Source organism: Saccharibacillus brassicae, from assembly GCF_006542275.1.
Taxonomy (GTDB): Bacteria; Bacillota; Bacilli; order Paenibacillales; family Paenibacillaceae; genus Saccharibacillus; species Saccharibacillus brassicae.
Genome location: NZ_CP041217.1, coordinates 1307212 through 1328903 on the forward strand (window position 1 = coordinate 1307212; position 21692 = coordinate 1328903).

Annotated in this window: 19 protein-coding genes; 3 read left to right on the forward strand and 16 right to left on the reverse strand. The window is 58.9% G+C overall.

Annotated features, from left to right (window positions below; translation table 11 throughout):
* Positions 1-113: 113 nt before the first annotated feature.
* Positions 114-677, reverse strand: a complete 564-nt coding sequence (locus FFV09_RS05310) for a hypothetical protein (protein WP_141446746.1) — start codon at positions 675-677, stop codon at positions 114-116.
* A 328-nt stretch (positions 678-1005) separates the two neighbouring features.
* Positions 1006-3693, reverse strand: coding sequence for an alpha-L-rhamnosidase (locus tag FFV09_RS05315; RefSeq protein ID WP_141446748.1), 2688 nt, complete (start codon positions 3691-3693; stop codon positions 1006-1008).
* 208 nt (positions 3694-3901) lie between these two features.
* On the opposite strand from FFV09_RS05315, the gene FFV09_RS05320 reads away from it, so the two are divergent.
* Entirely contained in the window at positions 3902-4801 is a 900-nt protein-coding gene (locus FFV09_RS05320; RefSeq protein ID WP_141446749.1) for an AraC family transcriptional regulator, read from the forward strand.
* Here FFV09_RS05320 and FFV09_RS05325 read toward each other — a convergent pair.
* From FFV09_RS05325 to FFV09_RS23685, 10 genes are all read right to left on the reverse strand, one after another.
* Positions 4798-5286, reverse strand: coding sequence for a cysteine hydrolase family protein (locus tag FFV09_RS05325; RefSeq protein ID WP_141446750.1), 489 nt, complete (start codon positions 5284-5286; stop codon positions 4798-4800). The two genes, FFV09_RS05320 and FFV09_RS05325, sit on opposite strands and share 4 nt — an antisense overlap.
* Before the next feature lie 77 nt (positions 5287-5363).
* Entirely contained in the window at positions 5364-7610 is a 2247-nt protein-coding gene (locus tag FFV09_RS05330; protein ID WP_141446752.1) for a 5'-nucleotidase C-terminal domain-containing protein, read from the reverse strand.
* Positions 7611-7864: 254 nt separating this feature from the next.
* Positions 7865-8935, reverse strand: a complete 1071-nt coding sequence (locus tag FFV09_RS05335; RefSeq protein WP_141446754.1) for an NAD(P)-dependent alcohol dehydrogenase — start codon at positions 8933-8935, stop codon at positions 7865-7867.
* A gap of 130 nt (positions 8936-9065) precedes the next feature.
* Positions 9066-9428 carry a glyoxalase superfamily protein gene (locus FFV09_RS05340; RefSeq protein WP_141446756.1) on the reverse strand — a complete coding sequence of 121 codons (363 nt, stop codon included), beginning with the start codon at positions 9426-9428 and terminating at the stop codon, positions 9066-9068.
* Positions 9429-9459: 31 nt separating this feature from the next.
* Positions 9460-10218: a hypothetical protein gene (locus FFV09_RS05345; RefSeq protein ID WP_141446757.1), complete on the reverse strand. Its 759-nt coding sequence runs from the start codon at positions 10216-10218 to the stop codon at positions 9460-9462.
* Positions 10219-10377: 159 nt separating this feature from the next.
* Positions 10378-10968, reverse strand: a complete 591-nt coding sequence (locus FFV09_RS05350; protein ID WP_141446759.1) for a GrpB family protein — start codon at positions 10966-10968, stop codon at positions 10378-10380.
* A gap of 399 nt (positions 10969-11367) precedes the next feature.
* Positions 11368-11715 carry a hypothetical protein gene (locus tag FFV09_RS05355; protein WP_141446761.1) on the reverse strand — a complete coding sequence of 116 codons (348 nt, stop codon included), beginning with the start codon at positions 11713-11715 and terminating at the stop codon, positions 11368-11370.
* Positions 11716-11914: 199 nt separating this feature from the next.
* A complete protein-coding gene (locus tag FFV09_RS05360) occupies positions 11915-14122 on the reverse strand; it encodes an alpha-galactosidase (RefSeq protein WP_141446763.1) in 2208 nt (735 codons plus the stop codon).
* Positions 14123-14295: 173 nt separating this feature from the next.
* Complete coding sequence (locus FFV09_RS05365; protein WP_246098482.1) at positions 14296-15132, reverse strand: SRPBCC domain-containing protein; 837 nt, start codon at positions 15130-15132, stop codon at positions 14296-14298.
* Between the two features lie 170 nt (positions 15133-15302).
* Complete coding sequence (locus FFV09_RS23685) at positions 15303-15473, reverse strand: hypothetical protein (RefSeq protein ID WP_170314945.1); 171 nt, start codon at positions 15471-15473, stop codon at positions 15303-15305.
* 247 nt (positions 15474-15720) lie between these two features.
* Between FFV09_RS23685 and FFV09_RS05370 the strand changes: the two genes are divergently transcribed.
* Positions 15721-17052: an alpha/beta hydrolase family protein gene (locus FFV09_RS05370; RefSeq protein ID WP_141446765.1), complete on the forward strand. Its 1332-nt coding sequence runs from the start codon at positions 15721-15723 to the stop codon at positions 17050-17052.
* 106 nt (positions 17053-17158) lie between these two features.
* Here FFV09_RS05370 and FFV09_RS05375 read toward each other — a convergent pair whose 3' ends face one another.
* A complete protein-coding gene (locus FFV09_RS05375) occupies positions 17159-17746 on the reverse strand; it encodes a cysteine peptidase family C39 domain-containing protein (RefSeq protein ID WP_141446766.1) in 588 nt (195 codons plus the stop codon).
* 146 nt (positions 17747-17892) lie between these two features.
* A complete protein-coding gene (locus tag FFV09_RS05380; RefSeq protein WP_141446768.1) occupies positions 17893-18882 on the reverse strand; it encodes a phosphotransferase enzyme family protein in 990 nt (329 codons plus the stop codon).
* Positions 18883-19012: 130 nt separating this feature from the next.
* On the opposite strand from FFV09_RS05380, the gene FFV09_RS05385 reads away from it, so the two are divergent.
* The gene (locus FFV09_RS05385) at positions 19013-20074 is read left to right on the forward strand and encodes a YheC/YheD family protein (protein WP_141446770.1); all 1062 of its coding nucleotides are present in this window, start codon (positions 19013-19015) and stop codon (positions 20072-20074) included.
* A gap of 149 nt (positions 20075-20223) precedes the next feature.
* On the opposite strand, the gene FFV09_RS05390 is transcribed toward FFV09_RS05385, so the two are convergent.
* The gene (locus FFV09_RS05390) at positions 20224-20871 is read right to left on the reverse strand and encodes a FusB/FusC family EF-G-binding protein (protein WP_141446772.1); all 648 of its coding nucleotides are present in this window, start codon (positions 20869-20871) and stop codon (positions 20224-20226) included.
* A 270-nt stretch (positions 20872-21141) separates the two neighbouring features.
* The gene (locus tag FFV09_RS05395) at positions 21142-21588 is read right to left on the reverse strand and encodes a DinB family protein (RefSeq protein ID WP_141446774.1); all 447 of its coding nucleotides are present in this window, start codon (positions 21586-21588) and stop codon (positions 21142-21144) included.
* Positions 21589-21692: the final 104 nt, after the last annotated feature.

The following is a 21692-nucleotide window of genomic DNA, read 5'->3' on the forward strand; positions in this document are numbered from 1 at the left end:
CGTACAAGGGAACTCTACGCAGCTGCCAAGCAAAAGGATGCAAAATTTATCCACTTTTCTATTTTGTGCCTTCTGCTGCTTGTTTGCGCAGGCGGCGATAGGCGTGAAGGTGTTCAGATCAAAGGCCCAAACTGCTTGTCCGTGAGCCGGATCAGCTCTTTGCTCGCTGCGCGGTCGATAAACACCAGCGTCACCGTCTGGTCTTCCCAGCGGTGCAGAAATTCCCAGTCTTCCATACGCACGATCCGTTCTACCCGGCCCAGCACGTCCATGTCGAACCAATCCCCGTTGTTGGCGGCGTTGAGTTCATGCGACTGGCCCGCATGGACCAGATCAATCCGCGTCCAATCTTCGGCGGGATCGAACTTGCCCTGCAGACTCCCGATTTCGATCCGCCCTTCCGCCAAAGCGATCATCTTCGAAATCGCATTCTCATACACGTCGGCGCTCTCCACGCACTCGACATCGAACGTCCAGACGTTCGGCGACAATTCATGTCCGAGTTCCGCCAGCAGGCGGAGATAGGGCTGCTGTTCATAGTAGGCGGCTCCGACATATTTCGTTAACCGTAGGATCATATCCGCGTCGGAATCGGCCCCGTGAATCCCCAGTTCGCGCAGCTTCGCGAGTTGGCTTTCCAGGCTGTGGGCGGAAGGGTTGGGCAAAGAATTAGACATCGATTATCGCTCCTTTGAATATGATTTTTATTTTAGTGATTCTTTTTTGGAAAAAACTGCGACGACTCGATCGGCGAGCGGGATAGCCTCGTCATAATCGTTCACGACGAGCGCGATATGTACGATCGATTGATTCATGTCGATCCTCCCCTTTCACTCCTTTTTTAATTATTCGCTGCCCCGGTCCCCCATCCTTTTTTACCCAAAAAGAAGACGGCCCCCGCTGTCCGCGGCAAGCCGTCTTCTCTCTTCGTATGCTCTCTTCGTATGCTCTCTTCGTATGCTCTCTTCGTATGCTCTCTTCGTATGCTCTCTTCGTATGCTCTCTTCAACCGCCGACTCGCACCGTATACCGGCCCGAGCCGAGTTCCAGCACGACGCTGCCGTCTTCCGTGCGGAATGCTGCCGTTCCCGGCGCTTCGGCGGCCTCGCGTTCGTCGATCCGCACCGCCTGATCGGCCGAGCGCGGCAGCCGGACTTCGGCCGTCGTGTTCGGCGGCAGCTCGAACTCGTACGCGACGCTGCCGTCTTCAAGCTTGGCCCAACCGCTGACGATTGTGCCATACAGACACTCGTACCGCACGCGGGCGTGCGTCAAGCCGGACTCCGGGTTCGGGGACAGCTTGATCCGCTTGTAGCCGGGAGCGGACTCGTCCGTATCCAGCCCCGCTACCGTGCGGTACAGCCAATCGCCGATCGCGCCGTATGCGTAATGGTTGTACGAATTCATGTCGTCGCTCCAGAACGAACCGTCCGGCTTGATGCCGTCCCAATGTTCCCAGATCGTCGTCGCGCCCTGATGCACCGAGTACAGCCACGACGGATACTCTTCCTGCAGTGCAAGCTGCACGGCGACGTCGTGATGACCGTTCTCCGACAGCACCCGGCACAGATACGGCGTTCCGACGAAGCCGGTCGTCAGGTGCATCTTTCGCTCGCGCACGTACCCGGCCAGCGTATCCGCCAGGCGGCGCTTCGTCTGTCCTTCCGCCAGTTCGAACATGAGCGCCAGCACATGCGACGTCTGCGTATGACCGGCCAGCCGGCCGTTTGGCGTCATGAATTCGTCGGCAAAAGCCCGGACGATGCGGCCGTGCAGCTCGGCGTATGTGCGGGCGTCTTCTTCCTTGCCGAGCACGGCGGCCGCTTTCGCGACCAGCGACGTGGAATAGGCGAAAAAGGCGGTACCGATCAGATCCCGCGGCGTCGCGCCGACGTAGCCGTTCTCTTCCGCGTCCAGCCCGAGCCAGTCGCCGAAGTGAAAGCCGGTGTTCCACAGCAGCTCGTTCTCGCCCTGGGCGCGAACGTATTCGACCCAGCCGGTCATGCTGTCGTATTGTTCGTCCAGTATGCGCCGGTCGCCGTAGCAGAGGTAGATCGTCCACGGACAAATGACCGCCGCGTCGCCCCAGGCCGCCGAAGAATGTGCGTCTTCGCCCAGCACGTTCGGCACGACGAACGGGACGCCGCCGCTTGGCAGCTGCTCGGCCGCCAGATCTTTGAGCCATTTGGTAAAAAAGGGCGAGACGCCGTAATTGAACGCCGCCGTGCGGATAAATACCTGCGCGTCGCCTGTCCAGCCGAGCCGCTCGTCGCGCTGCGGACAATCGGTCGGAATATCGAGGAAGTTGCCGCGCTGCCCCCAGACGATATTGCGCTGCAGCCGGTTGATCAGCGGATTGGAGCATTCGAACGATCCGGTAGGACGCATATCGGTATGGATGACTTCCCCGACGAAGTCATGCAGGTCGATCGTTTCCGGGAAGCCGGTCAGACGGACGTAGCGGAACCCTTGAAACGTAAAAGCAGGCCGGTACGACTCCGCGCCGCCGCCCCGGCACACATACGTCACTTCCTGCGCGGCGGTGCGCAGATTGCCGGTGTAGAAGTTCCCTGCCCGGTCCAGCACTTCCGCGTGATGCAGCGTAAGCGTCGTGCCCGCGGGCGCGCGGACGGTAAACGCCATGCGGCCGACCATGTTCTGCCCCAGATCCAGCACCCGTTCTCCCGCGGGCGTCACGATCAGCGACACCGGCGCGATCGTCTCCGTCACTTTGACCCGCTCGCTCTGCTCGCCGATCAGCGTATCCAGCGGGCGGTCCAGCGCCGAGATGGGAGACCAGTCCGCAGCGTCGAAGCCGGGGCCGCTCCAGCCGGGCATTTCGAGCGAAGCGTCGTACGTCTCGCCTTCGTATAGGCCGGACATGCGTATCGGTCCGTTCGCGCTGGCGCGCCACGATTCGTCCGACGCAATCACCTGCCGTGTCCCGTCTTCGTACCGGATATGCAGCTCCAGCAGCAGCGCGCGCCGGTCTCCGTAAATGTCGCGGCGGCCTTCCCAGCCGAGCCGGCCTTTGTACCAGCCGTCCGCAAGCGCCGCGCCGAGCACATGCGGTTCGCCGCCCGCGCCGCTCAGCTGCTGCGTCACGTCGTACGCCTGCACCTGGAGACGGCGGTCGTATCGCGTCCAGCCCGGCGTGAACAGGCTGTCGCCGATCCGCCGGCCGTCCAGTTCCAGTTCGTACAGCCCGAGCGCGGTTGCGAAGACAGTAGCCCGGCGTACTCTTTTCCCATTCGTCTCAAACTGCCCCCGCATATAAAAAGCCGCCTGAGCCGCCGCATCGATAGCCTCCGCCGCCGGCGTGATCCACCGCGCGCGCCATTCGCCGGCGTCCAGCAGTCCCGTTTCCCAGCAGGCGGTCTCGCTCCACGGCGATTCTTCGCCCTGCTCGTCCCAGATCCGCACCCGGTACAGGTAGCGCGTCACGGAGATCAACGCCTCGCCTGTGTACGGTACGTGGACGCTCTCGTCCGAGTCCACTTGTCCGCTGTCCCAGACCAACCCTTCTTCGGCAAAAGAGGGATCGTCGGCCGACACCTGAATGTGGTAAGCACTCTGCATCACGTTCCGGCGATCCGCCAGCAGCTTCCAGCCCAGACGCGGACGGCGAACGGTCAGTCCCAGCGGATCTTGCAAATACTCGCAGCGCAGTTCGGTCACTCTCGTTGAACGCATCAGTCATATTCCTCCCGGTCGATCGTATAGTGAATGCCCGTGCTTGTATGCTGAATGCCGGTGCTGTTCTTGTTCATTGTAAAGCGATTTGTACCCGGACCAAGAGGCCGATTCGGACGAATTCATAGGCCGATCTGGACAAGCCCGGACAAAACGATTAGGCTCGAAGCAGCAGAACCGGCCGGCTTCGGCCAAGGAGGGATCACCTATGCAGCGAAGGATGGATCGACTGTTGGGCACGTATTTTTTTGAAAAAGAAATGCCGATTTACGTCAACCGGGCGTCGGAATCGTTCGACATGCTGGAGCACACGCACGATTTCGTCGAGCTGACTTATGTGTGCGAAGGCGCGGGCGTGCATTATATCGGCGAACGGGATATGCGGGTCTCGCGCGGCGACGTCTTTTTTATTCCGGTCGGCGTGTCGCATGTGTTCCGCCCCGCGGCGCCGGGGCGCGGCCGGGAACTGATCGTCTACAACTGCATTTTCCCGATCGACTATTTGCTGCGGCTGGAGGAGATGTTTCCGGACGCCTCGGCGCTGCTCGCCGCTTTTCGCGCACCCGGAAGTCCCTGGTTCAAGCTGCGCGATCCCGGCGAATTCCACGGCTGGTTCACCGCCTTGTATCGCGAGTACACGGCGCGGCAGCCGGGCTGCGAAGCGGTGCTCACCTCGCTCGTGATCCGCATTCTGATCGCCCTGCAGCGCACTCGCGCCGGCGAAGCGGCGGAGCATCCTACCGAAGAGGCGGAGCCCGGCTCCTCGGCCGGGCCGATCCGCGGCGGCGCGGCCGAAGCGTCGATTGCGCGGGCGGTGCGGGAGATCGAGCGGCGGTACGCGGAGACGCTGACGCTCGGCGAACTGGCGCGGGCGGCCGGCCTCAGCGAACGCCAGTTCAGCCGCCTGTTCGTGCGGCAGACCGGGCTGAACTTCTCGACGTTTCTGCAAAATGCACGCGTCGAAGCCGCCTGCGATCTGCTCTCCTCGTCGAACACGGGGATTGCGGAGATCGCGGCGGCTGTCGGTTACGGCGATTTGAAGTTTTTCTACCGGCTGTTCAAGCGCAAGACCGGGGTCACGCCGACAGGTTACCGGAGACAGGGCTAGCTTCGCGCCAGCCATTCCACGACCGGATACGAGATCAGGTTGCGATCCCGGTAAGCGGCGGCGACCGCATCGTCGTGCCGGCTGAGGATGCCGTTTTGCAGCAGTACCGGACTGAGTCCGCGTTCGACCGCGCCGTTGTACGTGAACTGTACGCAGTGTTCGGCTGCGAATCCGGCCAGTATGACGCGTTCGATGCCGTGCTGCGCAAGCGTTTCTTCCAACTTCGTCTGCCAGAACGCATTCGAATATTGTTTGGACAGCGCTTGATCGGGCGATTCGAATACAATCTCTTCGATCGTTCGGTAGCTGCCTTCCGTCTCTTCCGTCATGCCTTCGATATCCTGAATATGGATAATCGGATGCCCGGCTGCACGCATCACGCCAGACACATGATTGATATATTCGCATACCTTGTCGATTTTGGACTGAGGTACGCCTTCCAAATGGACGATCTGCATGTCGATGATGAGAAACGCAATTTTCATGGATAGGATTCCTCCGCTGTTCAAGTATTTGATCCAGGCGGTACAGACGCTTTCGCCTCTATCGCCGCGGCTTGCGCCTATTTCGCGACGCTCACGTATTTACCGTACACGTAAGCGATGCGTCCGTCCAGTTTCACTTTCAACCAACCGTGCTTGTCCGCCGAGAGGACGTCGAGCACGGTTCCTTTTGGTACGGCCTTGATGATCTTGGACCTGGACGAAGGCCAGAGGCGCACGTTCAGATGCTCTGCGGTCACTTTGCCCGATTTCACTTGGCTGCCTGCCTCGGTGTCCGGGGTTGAAGCTTCCGGCTTGGCCGGAGTTGGCGCGGTCGGAGTCGATGGGGTCGCTGCCCCGCCGTTGGCTGCCAATTTACGGGCCGCGTTCAGCTTGCGATAAAATTCGCCTTTGGTATTCAAACCTTTGAACTGAGCCGGGTCCACGCCGGCTTTGGCGGACAGGGCGGCAATCTCTTGCGGATTCACGGCGTCCGCAATATTAATGGCGGCAATATTCGTGTATTTGCCGTCTTCCGTCGTCGGGACGGACAGGATGCCGTCGTTGATCAGTTCGACGACATCCGCGCGCGCCGGTGCGTCCGTATCGACGCCGGTGATCGTCCAGCCGCTCCGCGTTTTCGGTTCGTACACGCCTTTCATCACGTCGGTCAGGTAAGCGATCGACAGGCTGCGGATCGTACCTTGAATCTCGCCGAACGCCGACGCGTCTTTGGACGACCAGAGCGGCTTGAACGTGCGCCCTTCCAGCGGTCCGCCCTGCCCGATCAACGCTTCCATCCGGTACGCGTTCATGCCGAGCTTCAGCTTATCCGACGCTTGGATCGCTTCTCCGCCGGCGGACTTCAGCTGCGCGATCCGGCTGCCGTAAGGCTTGGAGAGATCAATCTGATAGGTGACGCCGCCGAAGAAATCGTTCGTGCTGTATTTGGAAGCCCGGCGCTTGGGATCGAAGCTGACCGTAACGTCTCCCGGGCGCGACGAATTGAAGTATCCCGCCGACCATTCCATGTAGTCTTTGAGATCGCGGCCGGTGACTTCGTACACGGTCACTTCGCCGAGCGCGTACTGATAGTTGAACGCAATGTCTTTTTTCTTGATCGGTCCGATATCCAGCCTGGCTTTGTCGTTATCGATCTGGTGCGCCACCACGTCGGCATCGCTGTAATGGAGCATCACTTCCGCGAAGAAGTCGGACAACGGAGTCTGCTGCACCTGCACGGCCGGAATGCCTGTGATCTCGTCCGCCGGCACCAGATTTTTCCCTTCCAATTCGGCCACCCGGATATTGGCGTCCGCGCGGGCGTATTCATGGAACGGTCGGAGTGTCTGTTCAAGCTGCGCATCCGAATCCGCATAGGTGCCGTCCGACGCTTTTACGGCAAGCGCGCGGGCTTCTTTGTTTTTCAGAACGACACGGTCGCCATCCTGCTCGAACGTCAGGTCGATACGCGAGACGTGCGATCCGTATTTGTTCGGTTCAGAGATCAGCACGCCGTTCACCGTTTCCGATTCGATCAGCGTATGCAGATGTCCGGCAAAGATCGCGGCGAGTTCCGGATTCGCATTGGCGATATCGGTCACGCCGGTGCCCGGATTTCCGTTCTCGTTGTCGAGACCCATATGCATGACTCCGACCATGACGTCGACTTTGCCTTTGAGCTCGGCGATCGCTTTTTTCGTTTCCTGAACCGGATCTTTCACGTTCACGCCGTCCAGATGGTCGGTCCCCTTCTCGAACTCGGTAATCATCGGCGTAGTCATGCCGATCAGGCCGACTTTGATTCCGTCTTTTTCGATGATCGTATACGCAGGCATGTACCGGTCGCCGTTTGCTTTGAACAGATTGCCGGCGAGACGCTGCCCGTCGAATTGGGAAGAGATTTTCTCCAACACGTCCAGACCGAAATTGAATTCGTGGTTGCCCATCACCCAGACGTCGTAGTTCATCTCGTTCATGGCGACCATCATCGGAGACCGGGGTTGATCGTTGAACAGTTCGGCCGAGTTATCCTGAATCATGTCTCCGACATCGAGCAGGATGGTGTTGGGATTTTCCGCACGCACTTTTTGGATCATCGTATGCAGCTGCGTCAGGCTTCCTGCCGGATTCGGACCGTCCAACGCATAATCCCACGGCATAAAGCGACCGTGGACGTCGGATGTGCCGAGCAGCGTAATCTTCGTTTCTGTAGGCGTCCCGGCCGATTCGGCCGAAGCGGAAGCGAACGGAATCAGTAAAAGGGACGTACCCAAAAGCCAAGCCAAAGACCTTCCGGCCAAACGTTTCGTCAACAACTTGCGCATGCTTGTAATCCCCCTATAATCTCATGTATGTAAGTATAGATGCCACCGTGTTTAATACTAGTGAACGATTTGTAAAATGTAAACGATAACTTTGTAAAATCATGCACGAAAAGCACAACGAAAGGAGCTTTCCCGTTCTTTCCTTCGTATGAAGGTTTATACGGAAAGCTCCTTTAGTGTGCCGTTTATTCGGCTCCATTCTGTTCAAGACCCGCCATCCGATATGGAAACTGTCTGTCTTGTTGACGAGGCGTTCAGAGTAATCCGTTCGGATACACGACCACTTTGAGACATTCGCTTTTGTAATTCAACGCCCGTTCCAGCGCTTCGTACGTCTGCGCAAGCGGGAACTTGTCCGTGACCAGCACGGACGCGTCGATCTGCCCGGAAGACAGGAATTCGATGCCTTTCGGATACGTGTTGGCATAACGGAAAATGCCGTAAATATCGACTTCGTTGTCGGCGATAAACGGAATATTCAGCGGAATGTCCGCCTGCGCCGGCAGGCCGACGATCGCCATCTTGCCGCCGCGCCGCAGACTGCTAAGAGCGGATTGGAGCGCTTGGGGATTGCCCGCCGTCTCCCACGCCGTATCGACGCCCGCTCCGCCGGTAATCGACTTGATCGCCCCGACCACGTCCTGCTCCAGCACGTTGATGACGTGCGTCGCCCCCATCTTCCGCGCGGCTTCCAGCCGCAGCGGCTCCAGATCGGTCGCGATGATCGTCGACGCGCCGTAAGCTTTGGCCGCCGCGACGGCCATGAGGCCGACCGGGCCCATGCCCATGATCGCGAGGCTCGAACCGGGCTGCAGCTTCGAGCGGGACGCCGCATGGATGCCGACCGAGAAAGGCTCGACCAGCGCCGCTTCCTCGTACGACAGATGATCCGGAATCGGGAACACGAAGTCCGCGCGCATCTTGAGATACTGCACGAACGCTCCGTCATACGGCGGCGTCGCCAGAAACTCGACCTTCGGGCACAGATTATACCGTCCCGCCTTGCACATCTCGCACGTGCCGCAGGTGACGCCCGGCTCGATCGCGACGCGGTCGCCGACCTTGAACTTCGCGACTTCGGCACCGACGGCGGCGATCTCGCCGGCGCATTCGTGCCCCAGCACGAAAGGTCCGTCAACGACATAACTGCCGATACGGCCGTGGTCGTAATAATGCAGATCGGACCCGCAGATGCCGACGGCCATTACCCGGATCAGCACTTCGTTCGGCCCGATCTCCGGTACCGGAACTTCCTCGATCGTGATCTGTCTCAATTCGTGCATAACGGCGGCTTTCATCATGGCTGGAATTTGCGCTTGGGTCATGGTGCATCGTCCTCTCGCTGTCAGAATGTCTCGCTGTCAGAATGTATGCGGATACAAATCAGGATTGCCCATCAAGGCTTGCAGATCAAAGATTATGCATGGCCGGGTTCAAGTTCCGCTAACGCCGGCCTCAACCGGACTCGTGGAACACGAGGCGATTGCCGAACGGATCGACCAACTCAAGTTCCGCCCCGCCCCACGGCCTGTTTTCCACGCCCGGATTGAGAAAACGGTACGGCTTGGCCGTCAGTTCGCGGTGCAGCTCCATCACGTCCGACACCCCGATCCGAACCGCGGAGCCCGGCGTGGAGTCGCCGTGATGTTCGGACAGATGCAGCCGCACCGGTCCTCTCGACACCTGCATGTACAGCGGCAGGCCCGCTTCGAAACGATGCTCCCAATCGACGGCGAACCCCAGATACCCGATATAAAATTCCCGGGCTTTCGTCTCGTCGAAGATGCGCAAAATCGGAACCATCCCGCTCAACTCCATCTGCCTCGCTCCTTTCGCTGCATGCTCAAGCTCAGGTCTGTTCCACCAAACGCCCGCTCAGCCAGAACGACCCGCTCAGAATATCGCCTTCGTGAATCTCGCGTCCGCCGACCAGCCGCTCGTCCGCGACCACGTCGATATCGCCGCCTAGCGTGCGCACGAGCGCCCAATGGAAATACGTTCCGCTCATTTCGTTCTTGATCCAGCCCGCGCGCAGTACCCGTCCGGTAAAAGCAGCCGTCGAACCGGGTTCTCCGCCTTGATCGTCCAGTCCGGTCGACGTGAACGTCTCCGTTTGCAGCACCAGCCCTCCCGCGGATCGCTCCAACTGATACGAATAATAATCCGCTTCGTTCGAGAACACCGTCAGCTCATGCGCGAACGCCGACAGCTGCACCGACCGGATCATCGGCGTCGTCAGAGCCCCGTACACGTCCCGATCCGGCAGATCGAACAAGAACGCGTACAAGCCTTCGCCCGGACGCCCTGCTTCCGCTCCGGCCCACGCATAGAACGTACCGTCGAGTTCGTTCGCTTCTTCCCGCCGCAGCTCGCCTTCGATGCCGACCTGCATCAGACCCGCCCCGGTAAAATGCGGATGCATCCCGATCGCCACCTGTTCGCGGTCCAGCTGAAGCCACAGCTCCGCGCCGCCTCCGGCCTGAAGCCGAACGTAAGCGCCCTGCGGCGTCTGGATCGGCGTCCCGTTCTTGTAGGCGTAATCCGCCAGTTTCAGAAAATCTTCTTCGCCCTGCATATCGAATCCAAGCGTCGTCATATGATTGATCATCGCGATCCCTCCGGCTGCCTCAAAGTTGAACGGGGCGTTGCCCCGTCATTCACTGCTTTCTATGCTAGAGGGCGGGGATGGGCAAGTCAACCTTGGCGGTTCTTTTGCGGGGATTTGTTCATGCTGCGCCCGGAAGCGTTCAAGGGAACAGATCGGGGCTCAGCGCGTATCGCCCGACGACGGCGCCTGCCGATCCCGATCGTCGTCGCCGGGACGCTGCGGCTTCCAGCCGGTTGCATGACTCCACCCGCTCGCTGCGTACAGGATGCGCCAGATCACCGGATCTTTGCCGTCCACGTACAGCTGCCGCTGATCCGGTCGGGCATACCGGCGGGCCAGCGCATGCTTTTCCGCGGCATACAGCTTGCGATAGGATTCGTGCTCCCTGAGAAAATCGCGCAGCAGCAGCGCCGTCTGCTCGGACCAACTGCCCGCTTCGCGCACATGGATATGCGTCCGCGGCTGTCCGGCTTGTTCGCGAAAATAACGTTTGGTCAGATCGGGATTGTCTGCGCGGTGAACGTATCCGGCCGATTCGAGCGCCTGCGCATAGATCATCGGTTCAAGCGCCGGCACCGAAATCTGGATATCGATCACCGGCTTGGCGTCGAGCCCGGGGACCGCCGTCGAGCCGATATGGTCGATCCGCAGCGCCCGGTCGCCAAGCGATTGACGGAGCCTTCCGGCGATTTCTTGGAACCGGTGAGGCCAATTCTCGTCGTAAGGGACGACGATAACAGGTTGCTGCATGTGTAAAATCTCCTTCTGTTCGCGATTTCTTGACAGCCGATCTACCCGACAGAGCCAGAGCCGCTTAGCGCAGCGCCTTCCCTGTGCGTATCGCATAAGTATTGCCGTGAATATCCGAGATCATCGCCAGCGATGTCGTCATTTGTAAAAGAGAGTTTGCCCGTCCTTCGCATTCGCCTACCCATACGCATGAAAAGAGACTTTTGAGGTTGTTTGCGAAAATAACTGCGAGAGAACACTTATTTGCCCTACTGTCTCATCCAAACGTGAAATAAGTGCAGGAGAGCAGTTATTTTCCGAAAAAGTACCTCACCGAGCCAAAACAGAGAAAATAACCGCTTCTACGCAGTTATTTGCGGCAGAGGGCAGGTGAAGCGTGAAATAAGTGTTCTCTCGCATCTATTGGCTGCTTTTCATCTTTTTTGCCTGAAAAGCACGCCGGATCGCCACCAGACCCAACTGCGGCAGCAGGAACAAAAAGCCGTATGCGACATAAAGCAGTCCGGCCCACGGTTTCAGATTCAGGACCATCAAAGGCTCCTCAAAAGAAACGATCCATAAAGCCAGCGGAAAAACGGCAATCAGCAGCAGCGCGGTCGAAAGCAGCACGTCGGTCCATTTTTCCCACAGCAAACAAAAAACGAGCGATACTCCGACGATCAACGGCCAGGAAGCGATCGGCGCGATAAACATCGCTCCGCAGAACAGGATCGGATGCAGCACGATTACAGCCCTTCTCATTTTCATCCAGGGTCTCCTCTTCCCGCTCGCAGCCGAGCCTCGCTTTTCACATGATGCCTCTTATTAGAATAAACGAAAAATCCCGCCGGGAAGTTGGTTTCCCGACGGAACTTATATGAAGACGACTATGTGTGCGAAAAAGACAGTCAATCGGATGCTCCGGCTTGGATGCCGTATGAGCTGCCGGTTCGACAACCAGCCGAAGTTACACTTCCTTAATCACGTACAGCACGCTCTGGAAATCCCCGTTCAGCATCGGCAGCGACAGTCCGAAGTGCATCAGTTCGTCGCCTCCGTACACGCTGCCGCTCTCGCCTTGGCCAAGGCGGCCTTCGACGCTGTAGCGCTTCGTCGGGTCGAGTCCTTTGAGCTTCAGGCGGCGCAGCGGCGCATACGGTTCGCCCAGCACGCGGAAGTAGGCGGCGAACGCCTGCGAGCGGTCTTCCGACACGTAAGCCCACGCCGTATCGTTGCCTTCGAACGGGCTTTTGATCCGGTAGAAGTCGCCGAACTGGATCAGGCCGCGCAGTTCTTTGTACTGCTGCACCTGCGCTTTCACTTCCGTCTTCTCTTCTTCGGTGAACTGCGTCAGATCCAGCTCGTAGCCGAAGTTGCCGCTCATCGCGACGTGTCCGCGCATCTCAAGCGGCGTGATACGGCCGACCTGATGGTTCGGCACGGCCGATACGTGCGCGCCCATGCTGCTCGCCGGATAGACGATGCTCGTGCCGTATTGGATCTTGAGACGCTCCACCGCGTCGCTGTCGTCGCTCGTCCACGTCTGCGGCATGTAATAGAGCATGCCCGGATCGAAACGTCCGCCGCCGCCGGAGCAGCTCTCGAACAGGATATGCGGGAAGCGCGACACGATGCGTTCCAGCACGCCGTACAGACCGAGCATGTAGCGGTGCGCCGTCTCGCGCTGGCGGTTCGGCGCCAACAGTTCGGAACCGATCTCCGTCATATTGCGGTTCATGTCCCATTTGACGTAGGTGATCGGCGCGGATTCCAGCACTTTCGAGACGGAATCGACGATATAATCGCACACGTCCTGACGCGACAGGTCGAGAATCAGCTGGCGGCGCGCTTCGGTGCGGCTGCGGTTCGGCACGTGCAGGCACCAGTCCGGGTGATTGCGGTACAGTTCGCTGTTCGGCGAGACCATCTCCGGTTCGAACCAGAGGCCGAATTCCATGCCCGTCGCCGTGATGTCGCTCGCAAGCTTCGACAAGCCGTCCGGCAGCTTGCGGGAATCTTCGAACCAGTCGCCGAGCGAGCTGTCGTCGCTGTCGCGCTTGCCGAACCAGCCGTCGTCGAGCACGAACAGCTCGATGCCGAGGTCCTGGCCGGCCGCCGCGATCTCCTTGATCTTATCCGCGTTGAAATCGAAATACGTCGCTTCCCAGTTGTTGACGAGAATCGGACGCGCTTTGTCGCGGAACTCGCCGCGGCTGAGCCGGGTGCGGTACAGCTTGTGGTACGTGCGCGACATGCCGCCGAGTCCTTCCGACGAACGGACCATGACCGCTTCCGGCGTCTGGAACGTCTCGCCCGCTTCGAGTCTCCATTCGAAATCGAACGGCTGGACGCCGAGCTGGACGCGCGTCGAGCCGAACGAATCCACTTCGGCCTGGCCGAGGAATCCGCCGCTGTACACGAGGCTGAATCCGTACACTTCGCCGAAGTCTTCGCCCGCGTCTTTGGCCAGCAGCGCGATAAACGGGTTCTGGTTGTGGCTGCTCGATCCGCGCTTGCTGTCGATGCGGTGGATACCCGGAACCAGTTCGCGCTTGTGGATATGGCGTTCGCGAATCCACGCGCCCGAAAGCTGCAGGAATTCGAATTCGCTGTGGTTGAAGTCGACGCTGACGCTGAGCGCGCGGCCGAGAGCGATGACGTCTTGGCCTTCGTTCGCGAAGCGCACGGAGCGGGTGATCGCGTCGATCTCGTGGAACACGGTATAGCTCAGCACGGCGCTGAGTCCGGTCAGCTCGTCGCGCAGGCGGATATGCAGCGTGTCCGCTTCGGCGTCGTTCTCGACGTACGTGGCGGGCAGGCCTTCGAGCGCCGGCTTGCCGGACACGATCTCGTGGCTCTCGTACGCCAGGCGGCTGATCGTCGATCCGTCCGCGTAGCGGGCTTCGAACGCCGGCTCGCGGAAATCGCCGCTGCCGTAGGCCGGATATTCCTGCGGAAGCGTGTCGAGCGAGACGTGCATCGCTTCCGGGCTCAGGTTCGGGCTGAACGAAGCGCGCTCGATCGAATGGATGCGCGGCTCGAACGTTTCCTGGGACAGTCTCGGTCCCCAGTACACGTGGGCGGGATGCGCGGACTCCACGAGCTGGATCACGTAGCTGGACGCGGCGGACTGCAGGTGGAACGTTTGGGCTGTGGAATCATGGAAAATAGGCAAAAGAAAATCCTCCGTTTCGGACTATGATGTCGTGTTCATGTTACCATGCGTGCTTTTGAACATAAACTTCTGTTTCTATTATAGGAAAAGAGGGCGTTCTGCCATATGTCAGGATGCCTGTTTTGCATGTCATAATCCAAGATAAATAGATTACACAGCGACCAACCTTTTCCTTATCCGATCACACGCTCCAGATTCGCAAGCGTCGACGACAGCGCCTGTTCGTGTTCGCTCTGCCGGATGCCGGCCGGGACGTGTTCGCAGAGGACAGTCACTTTCGTTTTTTCCCCGACCGGTTCCAGTTCCCACGTCATGACCATTTCTCCGGCAAAAGAAGGATCGGGCGAATCGAACGTCGCCGTCTGCACGATCTTCTGTCCCGGCACCAGTTCCGTGAAGCGGCCTTCGACGATGTCCGTGTCCGGCGACGATTTGCCTTCGAACGAACCGGAAGCGTCGGCAGACGTCAGCGTCATGCGGTATGCGCCGCCCGTCTGCGGTTCGAAGCGCTCGATCCGCCCGCGCATTCCTGCGGGAGGCAGCCAGCGCACGAGCACGTCGGGATCGACGAACGCCCAATAGATCGTTTGCGGAGACGCGTTGACGATGCGGGCGGCCGTATCGATTCTCGGCCCTTCGGACCCGGCCGCACGCGGTGCGAACGTGTCCGAATCTTTGGCCGCTCCCGGCAGCAGCGTTTGCTTGATGCCGGTCAGCTCGTCTTCCTGCTCCGACGAGGTGCTGATCCGCTGCATTTCCAGCCGGCTGAGCGGACGCAGCGCATGGAACAGGCCGACTCCGGCCAGAATCGCGCCAAGCGTCCGATAAGCGGCGATCCCGCTCTGCTGCACCAGCCAGAATCGGGTGCCGGAGTCGTATTGTTCGCCGTCTGTCAGCGAATCCGCCTGGGCCAGCCCAAGTTCCGTACTACGGATAATAAGCAGCACTCCGACTACGCCGAGCAGCAGCGACAGAATACGGAGTGCGAGGGACAATGAGGATCTTTTCATGCGTGTCCTCTCCTCCTTTGACAGCGGGTTCACCGCATTTTTTGTCCGTGCAAGGCGTACGATGACGTATTCCCCTATTGCGAGATTCGATCGCTTGTAAAAAGATTCGTCCGCCGCTATTTTTCCGGATTCGCCGTTTTCCAGGCTCCTGCTGCTTACGACAGAACCTTTTAACTGTGATCTTCGATTCGGACCCGCTTTTCTCCTTTTTTTTCAAAGACCGATTTTCCCCGCAGCGCCAGAACTTCGCCCGCTTTCATACCGTTGGGCAGGTCGACTGCGAACGTGTGATGAGCGCTCAAGTACCGTTCAATCAGACGCTGCATCAGCTCATTTTCCATACGGTTCACGCTCCCTGTTCATTTTTTATAATAAAAACTCCCTTCGGAAGCCGTACCGTCTAGGCACGCTTTCAAAGGGAGGATTTATGCTGGGCCTACGCGGTTTGCCTTACATGCCGTTATAACGTTCGACCGCTTTGCCGTTGTACCCACAAGCCCGATCAAGCTGTAAGGAAAATCGATGGCTGAAACGGCCTTTGCCAGGTAAGATTGAAGCATCTGCCCAAAAGAACAGGAGGAGTCGACGATGAGAGGATTTGCGTTGGCGGGAGCCGCGGTTGTGCTGGTCCTGCTGGTTACCGCGCTTGTCTGCAAAAAAGAACGGTACCGACTGCTGCGAAGATTCGCCTATGTCGGCATAGGGCTCGCGCTGGCTGGAACGGTCGGTCTGCTGTATGCTTTTCCCGCAGTCAAGCTGCCCGAGCCGCAAGGCGATTATCCGGTAGGCACGCAGGCGCTGTATCTTGTGGATACGGACCGAACAGAAACGTTCGACGGACCCGTTCAAGGGCACCGGGCTTTGATGGTTCAGGTGTGGTATCCGGCTCAAGCCGGCACCGGCACACCCGCCGCCTGGATTCCGTACCCCCGGATTCTGCCGCATATGGCTGCGCAGTACGGACTGCCCGAATTTACTTTTGACTATTTGGAGCAGGTGTCCGCCCATGCCGATCCGCAGGCTGACGTGTCTTCGGCGCAGCCGACCTATCCGCTGATTGTTGGCAATCCCGGCAACGCTTCGTCGAGGTTCTTCCATACGTCGCAGGCCGAATACCTCGCGGCTCGCGGGTATATCGTAGCCGTGATCGACCATACCTATACTACTTTCGCCACCGAATTTCCGGACGGAAAGATTACAACCGCCGCAGCCGACAGCCTGTTCTCGCCCGACGACGATTATCGCACAGTAAGCCTGCAGCGCGATCGGCTGGGCCGCCTATTGACCGACGATGTCGCGTTTGTACTGGACCAGTTCGAACAGATGCAGTCCGGGCAGATCCCGAGCAACCTGCAAAGCAAATTGGATCTCGGCCATATCGGGATATTCGGTCATTCGATCGGCGGAGCCGCCGCTTATGACGCTTCGTACGATCCGCGAATCGCGGCCGGCATCGATCTGGACGGCGGGCTGTATCGCCTGCGCGAGCGGGGAGAGCTGCGGAAACCGTTCTTGTTTATTACGTCGGACAGCTATTTCGGGAAACTGCAGCGAGTGCTGGAACAGCGTCCCTACACGGATGAAGAAATGGAACGTATGGGTTCGACGCGGGAATGGGAAGAAGCCGCTGCGCAAGACAAGCGGCTGGAACTCAAGCGGATGCATGAAGCGGTGGAAGCGGGAGGACAAGCGCTTTATATTGAGAATACCGAACATCTGAACTTTACCGACGCCCAGTTCCTGTCTCCGCTGTTCGCCCGCTTGGGCCTCACCGGAAAAATAGCGCCTCAAAGAGCCGATACTGTGGTCAATGCCTACATGCTGGACTTTTTCGACCAACATCTCAAAAATAAAAACGGCGCTCTGATGAAAAAAAACGACAGCCGATTCCCGGAAGTGAAATTTATTCGCTTTCCTTGATGCTGCTCGGCAATTCTATTTGGCAATTCTATTCGGCGAACACGGAATCGAAGTTTCCATAAAATCGTTCAGTTCCATCCGTCTTCCCCTTTCCGGCAGGCCCCTCCTACCGTTCAATCACGATATAAGACTGCTTATACAACGGATTGGTCCGCCACAGCCGTTCCAGTTCGTCGATGCGCAGCTTGCGGTTGTAGACGTTTTCTCCCCGCGCGTTGATCCGATGTTTGAGCGAATCGGCGAGGTAGAAGTGTTCGCGATCGTACCCGACGACCGGAGCGAAATGCGCGTATCTTTTGTCCGGGTAAACTTTGATGAACGCGATGACGGGGACGCCGAGACTGATCCGCTTCTTGAGCGTGTCCGCGTCTCCGCGGTAGAAAGTCGCCCGGTAGCCTCTCTGTTTGAAAAAGACGAGAATGCCGCGCGGGTCGACGGTACCGTCCAGCAGTTTGCGGGGGTACCCCCGGTAGATCTCGCGGCCGTCGCTTTCTTCGCCCAGATGGCGCATGACGTAAGCGCTGGAAAATGCGGCGCATTCCGTGCCCGACTGGAACGCCGGCCGGTTGGGCGTGTCGATCAGGCAGCTTTCGGGCGTATCTTCGGTCGAAATGTGATCTTGCCGGGGCAGTGCGTGATAACGCCAGGCCAGCGCCGCAAGCGCGGCGCCTCCGGCCCACGTGGACATTTTCATGGAATCCTCCTTCTATGACTCTGCCTTTTTTTAGTCTCTAACTTCTTCGTCCACACGGGAATTCTCCGCCGTCCCCGCTGTTTCCTGCTTGCTTGCGCTCCGCGGCACCCTTCGCTACTCACCGTTCACCGTTCACTATTCACCGTTCAAAAAGCGATTCGTTCCAGCATCTGTTCTCCCGCCAGAAAAGGCCGGCATTTGTCCGCGCACAGCATCGGCATCCGTTCCCGCATCCACTCGTGCATCCGCACGTTGCCGAACTGGAACACGTAATACCCGAGAATCGCGACCAGCATAAAGCCGTCGATCTCGCGCAGCTCTTCTTCCGTCCACTTTTTGCCGCCGGCATACGCCGCGAGAAAGAGCTCCCGCCGGTCGCTCGGCAGCATCATGGCGCCCATCGCCACGTCGGTGAGGCGGTAGCCTCTGCCGTAGAAGCCGAAATCGATCAGCCGCACGCCGCCGTCTTCCGTCACGATCGCATTGTTCAGGCCGATATCGCCGTGGATCAGATCCGTCCCGAATTCTCCGCCGCGCCCCGCGAGCCGGTCGTTGACCAGCCGCAGCGTCTCTTCCACCGTGTCCGCGTCTTCGGCCGTGAACAGCCCTGTGGCGACGCCCGAGCGGATGACGCCGGCCAAGCGGTCGTTGTAAGCCCGGCCCTGATGCGGCCTCGCTTCCATGCCCGGCGCTGCGTATTCCGCGAAAAAGGCATGCAGCTTCGCCAGTTCCCCGCCCAGTTTGCCGACCATATCCTCGCCGTACAGATCTTCTTTTTGCAGGTCGCGTCCGTCCAGCCACGTCAGCAGCGAGACGTTCAGCGTCTGCCCGCGCTCCTCGAACGTCGTCACGAGCTCGCCCGCCCGGCTGCGCACAGGCACCTGCACTTCTTCGTCGCTTCGGGCACCGCGCTGCTCCAGCATCTCAAGTTCCGCCAGAATGCCGTCGTACCGATGTTGGAGTCCTTTCATCTCGGGTACGTAAGGATCGTGGATGCGCAGCAGATAACTGCGGCCTCCCGCATCCTGCACGCGATAAGTGCGATTTTCGTTATGTCTCAAAAAAGTCGGCTGCGGCCGGTCGAGGTCATAGGCCGCCAGCAGCTGCGATAGCTGTTCGTTCGTCGTGAGGGTCATGGGAAGTCTCCTTTCGTCGGTCTCTACCCGGTATTACCCATGCCGCCCCGACGGTGACGAATCTCGTTCGATTGGGTAAAATGGCTGTATTGAACGAAGCTGTATCGAATTAAACGGGAGGCCGGTAACGATGACCGCAAGACCGCTGATCGGCATGATGCTCGGTTGGAAAGTCAGGCAGGACCTGATGCGAGCATGTTCGCTGGCCGCTTCGCATTACGGAGCGGACTTTTATTATTTTCATACCCGGGACATCAAGGAAGACACCATTGTCGGCATGCAGCTCGAAGACAACAAATGGGTCGAGCGGGAATTCCGCTATCCCGACGTCATTTACGACAACGTGCGCCGCAGAGGCAAATCGCTGTTCAAGGAAGCGTACCGCAAGCTGGAACGCGTGCCGATGGGACATACGCTGGAAGGACGCTCGATGGGCAAGACCAAAGTGTACAATCTGCTCCGGGGCGACGAAGACCTGAAGCGCCACCTTATTCCGTTCATGACGATGCGAGACGCGGAGAAGACGCTCGGCTTTATCGACAAGCACCAGCAGGTCGTGCTGAAGCCGGACGGCGGCGCGATGGGCGCAAATATTTTCACGGCCGAATCGGGCGAAGACGGCATCGAGCTGTTCGATCAACGGTACGTGCACAACTTGAACCGGGAAGAGACGCTCAAGACGCTCGACCTGCTCATTGCCAAAAAATACTGCGCACAAAAAATGATCCGCAGCGTTACGCCGCACGGCTATCCTTTTCATATTCGCGTCCATGCGTCCAAAAACGGGCAGAACCAATGGGTGATCGCCTACAAATCGGTCACGCTCTCGCTGATGCCGCACGTCAAAATTACCAACAGCGATTTGACGTACCGGGGGACGAGCACCTGGCCGGACTTCCTGCTGCACCAGTTCGGCGAAGCGGAAGGCGGCCCGATGGACGACAGCCTGGGCGAATACGGCATCCGCACGGCGCAGTATCTGGAAGAGCGGATCGGCGCAGGTTTTCACGAACTCGGGCTGGATCTGGGCGTGGACGCCGAAGGCAAGTTCTGGCTGTTCGAAGCCGGTCTCGGCCTGCCCCGATCGCCGTATTACCAAATGCAGGGTTCGCTTCCGGCGATGGCGTACACGCTGTACGTGCTCGCGCGGCATCGCGGCGAGCTTGGGAATTCCGGCGAGCCGGAAACCTGAACGCCGCGGCGGAGTAAGACGGAAGGAACCTGGTTGCGGGGAGACCGGCTTCGACCGGAAGCGGCGATTATGCCGGTTCATCCGCACGCAAAAAGGCCGCTCCGGAGAGCGGCCTTTTGGTTAGGCGATTTAACTCTTTCGGCCCAGGCTTATTTGCCTACCGAAGCCAGAAACTTTTCCAGCGGACCCAGATCCGTAATCCCTTTGTTGCAGGCCAGATCGTCCATGCAGACGTATTGGCCGAGCGAAGAGAGGTTGTCCGGCGAACTGCCTTTGAGCTTCACGTTGAAAAATCCGAGTTCCTGATGCCGGTTGCAGAACATGCAGAAGCCTTTTTTGTTCGTTGACGTCATCCGTCCTTCGACCCCGACGAAGCCGCCCGCGCGCGGATAGACGATAAACAGCCGGTTGGTGGCGATATCGATCCATCTCAGGTACGTCGTATGCGGATAATCCACCGCCGCGAGTTCCAGCACTTTCAGCTTTTTCGCTTTGGGAAACAGCTTCTGGATCTGTTGGGACGTCGCTTCGGGAAACGGCAGCAGATACGGTTCGAGCGAATCGAGATAGTCCTGCAGATCGTGCGCCGCTTCGAAAGCGGACATCCGCTCCAACAGCTCTTTTTGCCCGGCATCCAGATGATCGAACGCTTCGAACACGTTCAGGACGGCGGTATGGCGAACCGATTCCAGCACTTTGCGATCCGCGACGCTGCGCAGCGTCTTGAGCAGGAAATTGGCTTGTTTATGAATCACGTTCAGTTGATGGTTGCGAATGAATGGCGTTACGTTTTGCATAGCTTTCAGCCCCTTATTTGTTGGTAGTCAAGCGATAAGGTGCAAAGCCTGCGGGTAAGCCGTTACGTAAAGTCAGGGCGATCGATACTGATTCTTGCTGCCTTGCCCTACACAAAGTCCGCCCCTATTCAGGCTTCGCGCAAGGCTTTTCTAGCGAACGAGCAATCCGGTACGCTCCACATTGCCACGGTCCAACCCCCAGTACGAATAGTATAGGCAAATTATAACAGGGCGGCGAAGCGGAGACAATCCCGCCCTGCGCGGGTCGGCTCAGCGCCTAAACGTAATATAGTCCACGTTAACGGGATTGTGCCCGTCTTCGCGCAGCCGCGCGTTGATCTGCCCCCGGTGGTACTGGCCGTGAAGCGCCACGTGCGTCAGAATGTCTCCGACGGTATTCGTGAACGTCGTCCCCCGGCTGTTGGCGTAAGCGACGACGCGGGCCGGATCGGATGCGGCCGGATCGTCCAGCAGAGCGGCGAAGTCCCGCGCGTTGCGCTCCATCAGTTCGGCGCAGTACGAAATTTCGACATCGGACCAGATCGCGAGCCGCGAACTGTCCGTTCCTTCGAGCCGCGCCAGCCACACGCGTTCGGCGTGCAGCAGATGCGAGAACAGGATCAGCGGTTTGCCGCCGACTTCCTGCTGCCGCAGCGCATCCAGCATCGTTTGGTTCGCCCAATCGAGATGCCGGAACAAATCCCGGATGATCGACATGGTTGTAGCCTCCTCGGAGTGGCAGGATTGGAATTCAAGCATACGATGGCAAAAAAGGCGGCCCGCCTTCCTGCGCGGACCGCCTTTTCGGTATTCGCTTTTAT

Excerpts from the sequence above, each read along its gene's own strand:
- FFV09_RS05310 (WP_141446746.1), bottom strand. The coding sequence starts at position 677 with ATGTCTAATTCTTTGCCCAACCCTTCCGCCCACAGCCTGGAAAGCCAA.
- FFV09_RS05315 (WP_141446748.1), bottom strand. The coding sequence starts at position 3,693 with ATGCGTTCAACGAGAGTGACCGAACTGCGCTGCGAGTATTTGCAAGAT.
- FFV09_RS05320 (WP_141446749.1), top strand. The coding sequence starts at position 3,902 with ATGCAGCGAAGGATGGATCGACTGTTGGGCACGTATTTTTTTGAAAAA.
- FFV09_RS05325 (WP_141446750.1), bottom strand. The coding sequence starts at position 5,286 with ATGAAAATTGCGTTTCTCATCATCGACATGCAGATCGTCCATTTGGAA.
- FFV09_RS05330 (WP_141446752.1), bottom strand. The coding sequence starts at position 7,610 with ATGCGCAAGTTGTTGACGAAACGTTTGGCCGGAAGGTCTTTGGCTTGG.
- FFV09_RS05335 (WP_141446754.1), bottom strand. The coding sequence starts at position 8,935 with ATGACCCAAGCGCAAATTCCAGCCATGATGAAAGCCGCCGTTATGCAC.
- FFV09_RS05340 (WP_141446756.1), bottom strand. The coding sequence starts at position 9,428 with ATGGAGTTGAGCGGGATGGTTCCGATTTTGCGCATCTTCGACGAGACG.
- FFV09_RS05345 (WP_141446757.1), bottom strand. The coding sequence starts at position 10,218 with ATGATCAATCATATGACGACGCTTGGATTCGATATGCAGGGCGAAGAA.
- FFV09_RS05350 (WP_141446759.1), bottom strand. The coding sequence starts at position 10,968 with ATGCAGCAACCTGTTATCGTCGTCCCTTACGACGAGAATTGGCCTCAC.
- FFV09_RS05355 (WP_141446761.1), bottom strand. The coding sequence starts at position 11,715 with ATGAAAATGAGAAGGGCTGTAATCGTGCTGCATCCGATCCTGTTCTGC.
- FFV09_RS05365 (WP_246098482.1), bottom strand. The coding sequence starts at position 15,132 with ATGAAAAGATCCTCATTGTCCCTCGCACTCCGTATTCTGTCGCTGCTG.
- FFV09_RS23685 (WP_170314945.1), bottom strand. The coding sequence starts at position 15,473 with ATGGAAAATGAGCTGATGCAGCGTCTGATTGAACGGTACTTGAGCGCT.
- FFV09_RS05370 (WP_141446765.1), top strand. The coding sequence starts at position 15,721 with ATGAGAGGATTTGCGTTGGCGGGAGCCGCGGTTGTGCTGGTCCTGCTG.
- FFV09_RS05375 (WP_141446766.1), bottom strand. The coding sequence starts at position 17,746 with ATGAAAATGTCCACGTGGGCCGGAGGCGCCGCGCTTGCGGCGCTGGCC.
- FFV09_RS05380 (WP_141446768.1), bottom strand. The coding sequence starts at position 18,882 with ATGACCCTCACGACGAACGAACAGCTATCGCAGCTGCTGGCGGCCTAT.
- FFV09_RS05385 (WP_141446770.1), top strand. The coding sequence starts at position 19,013 with ATGACCGCAAGACCGCTGATCGGCATGATGCTCGGTTGGAAAGTCAGG.
- FFV09_RS05390 (WP_141446772.1), bottom strand. The coding sequence starts at position 20,871 with ATGCAAAACGTAACGCCATTCATTCGCAACCATCAACTGAACGTGATT.
- FFV09_RS05395 (WP_141446774.1), bottom strand. The coding sequence starts at position 21,588 with ATGTCGATCATCCGGGATTTGTTCCGGCATCTCGATTGGGCGAACCAA.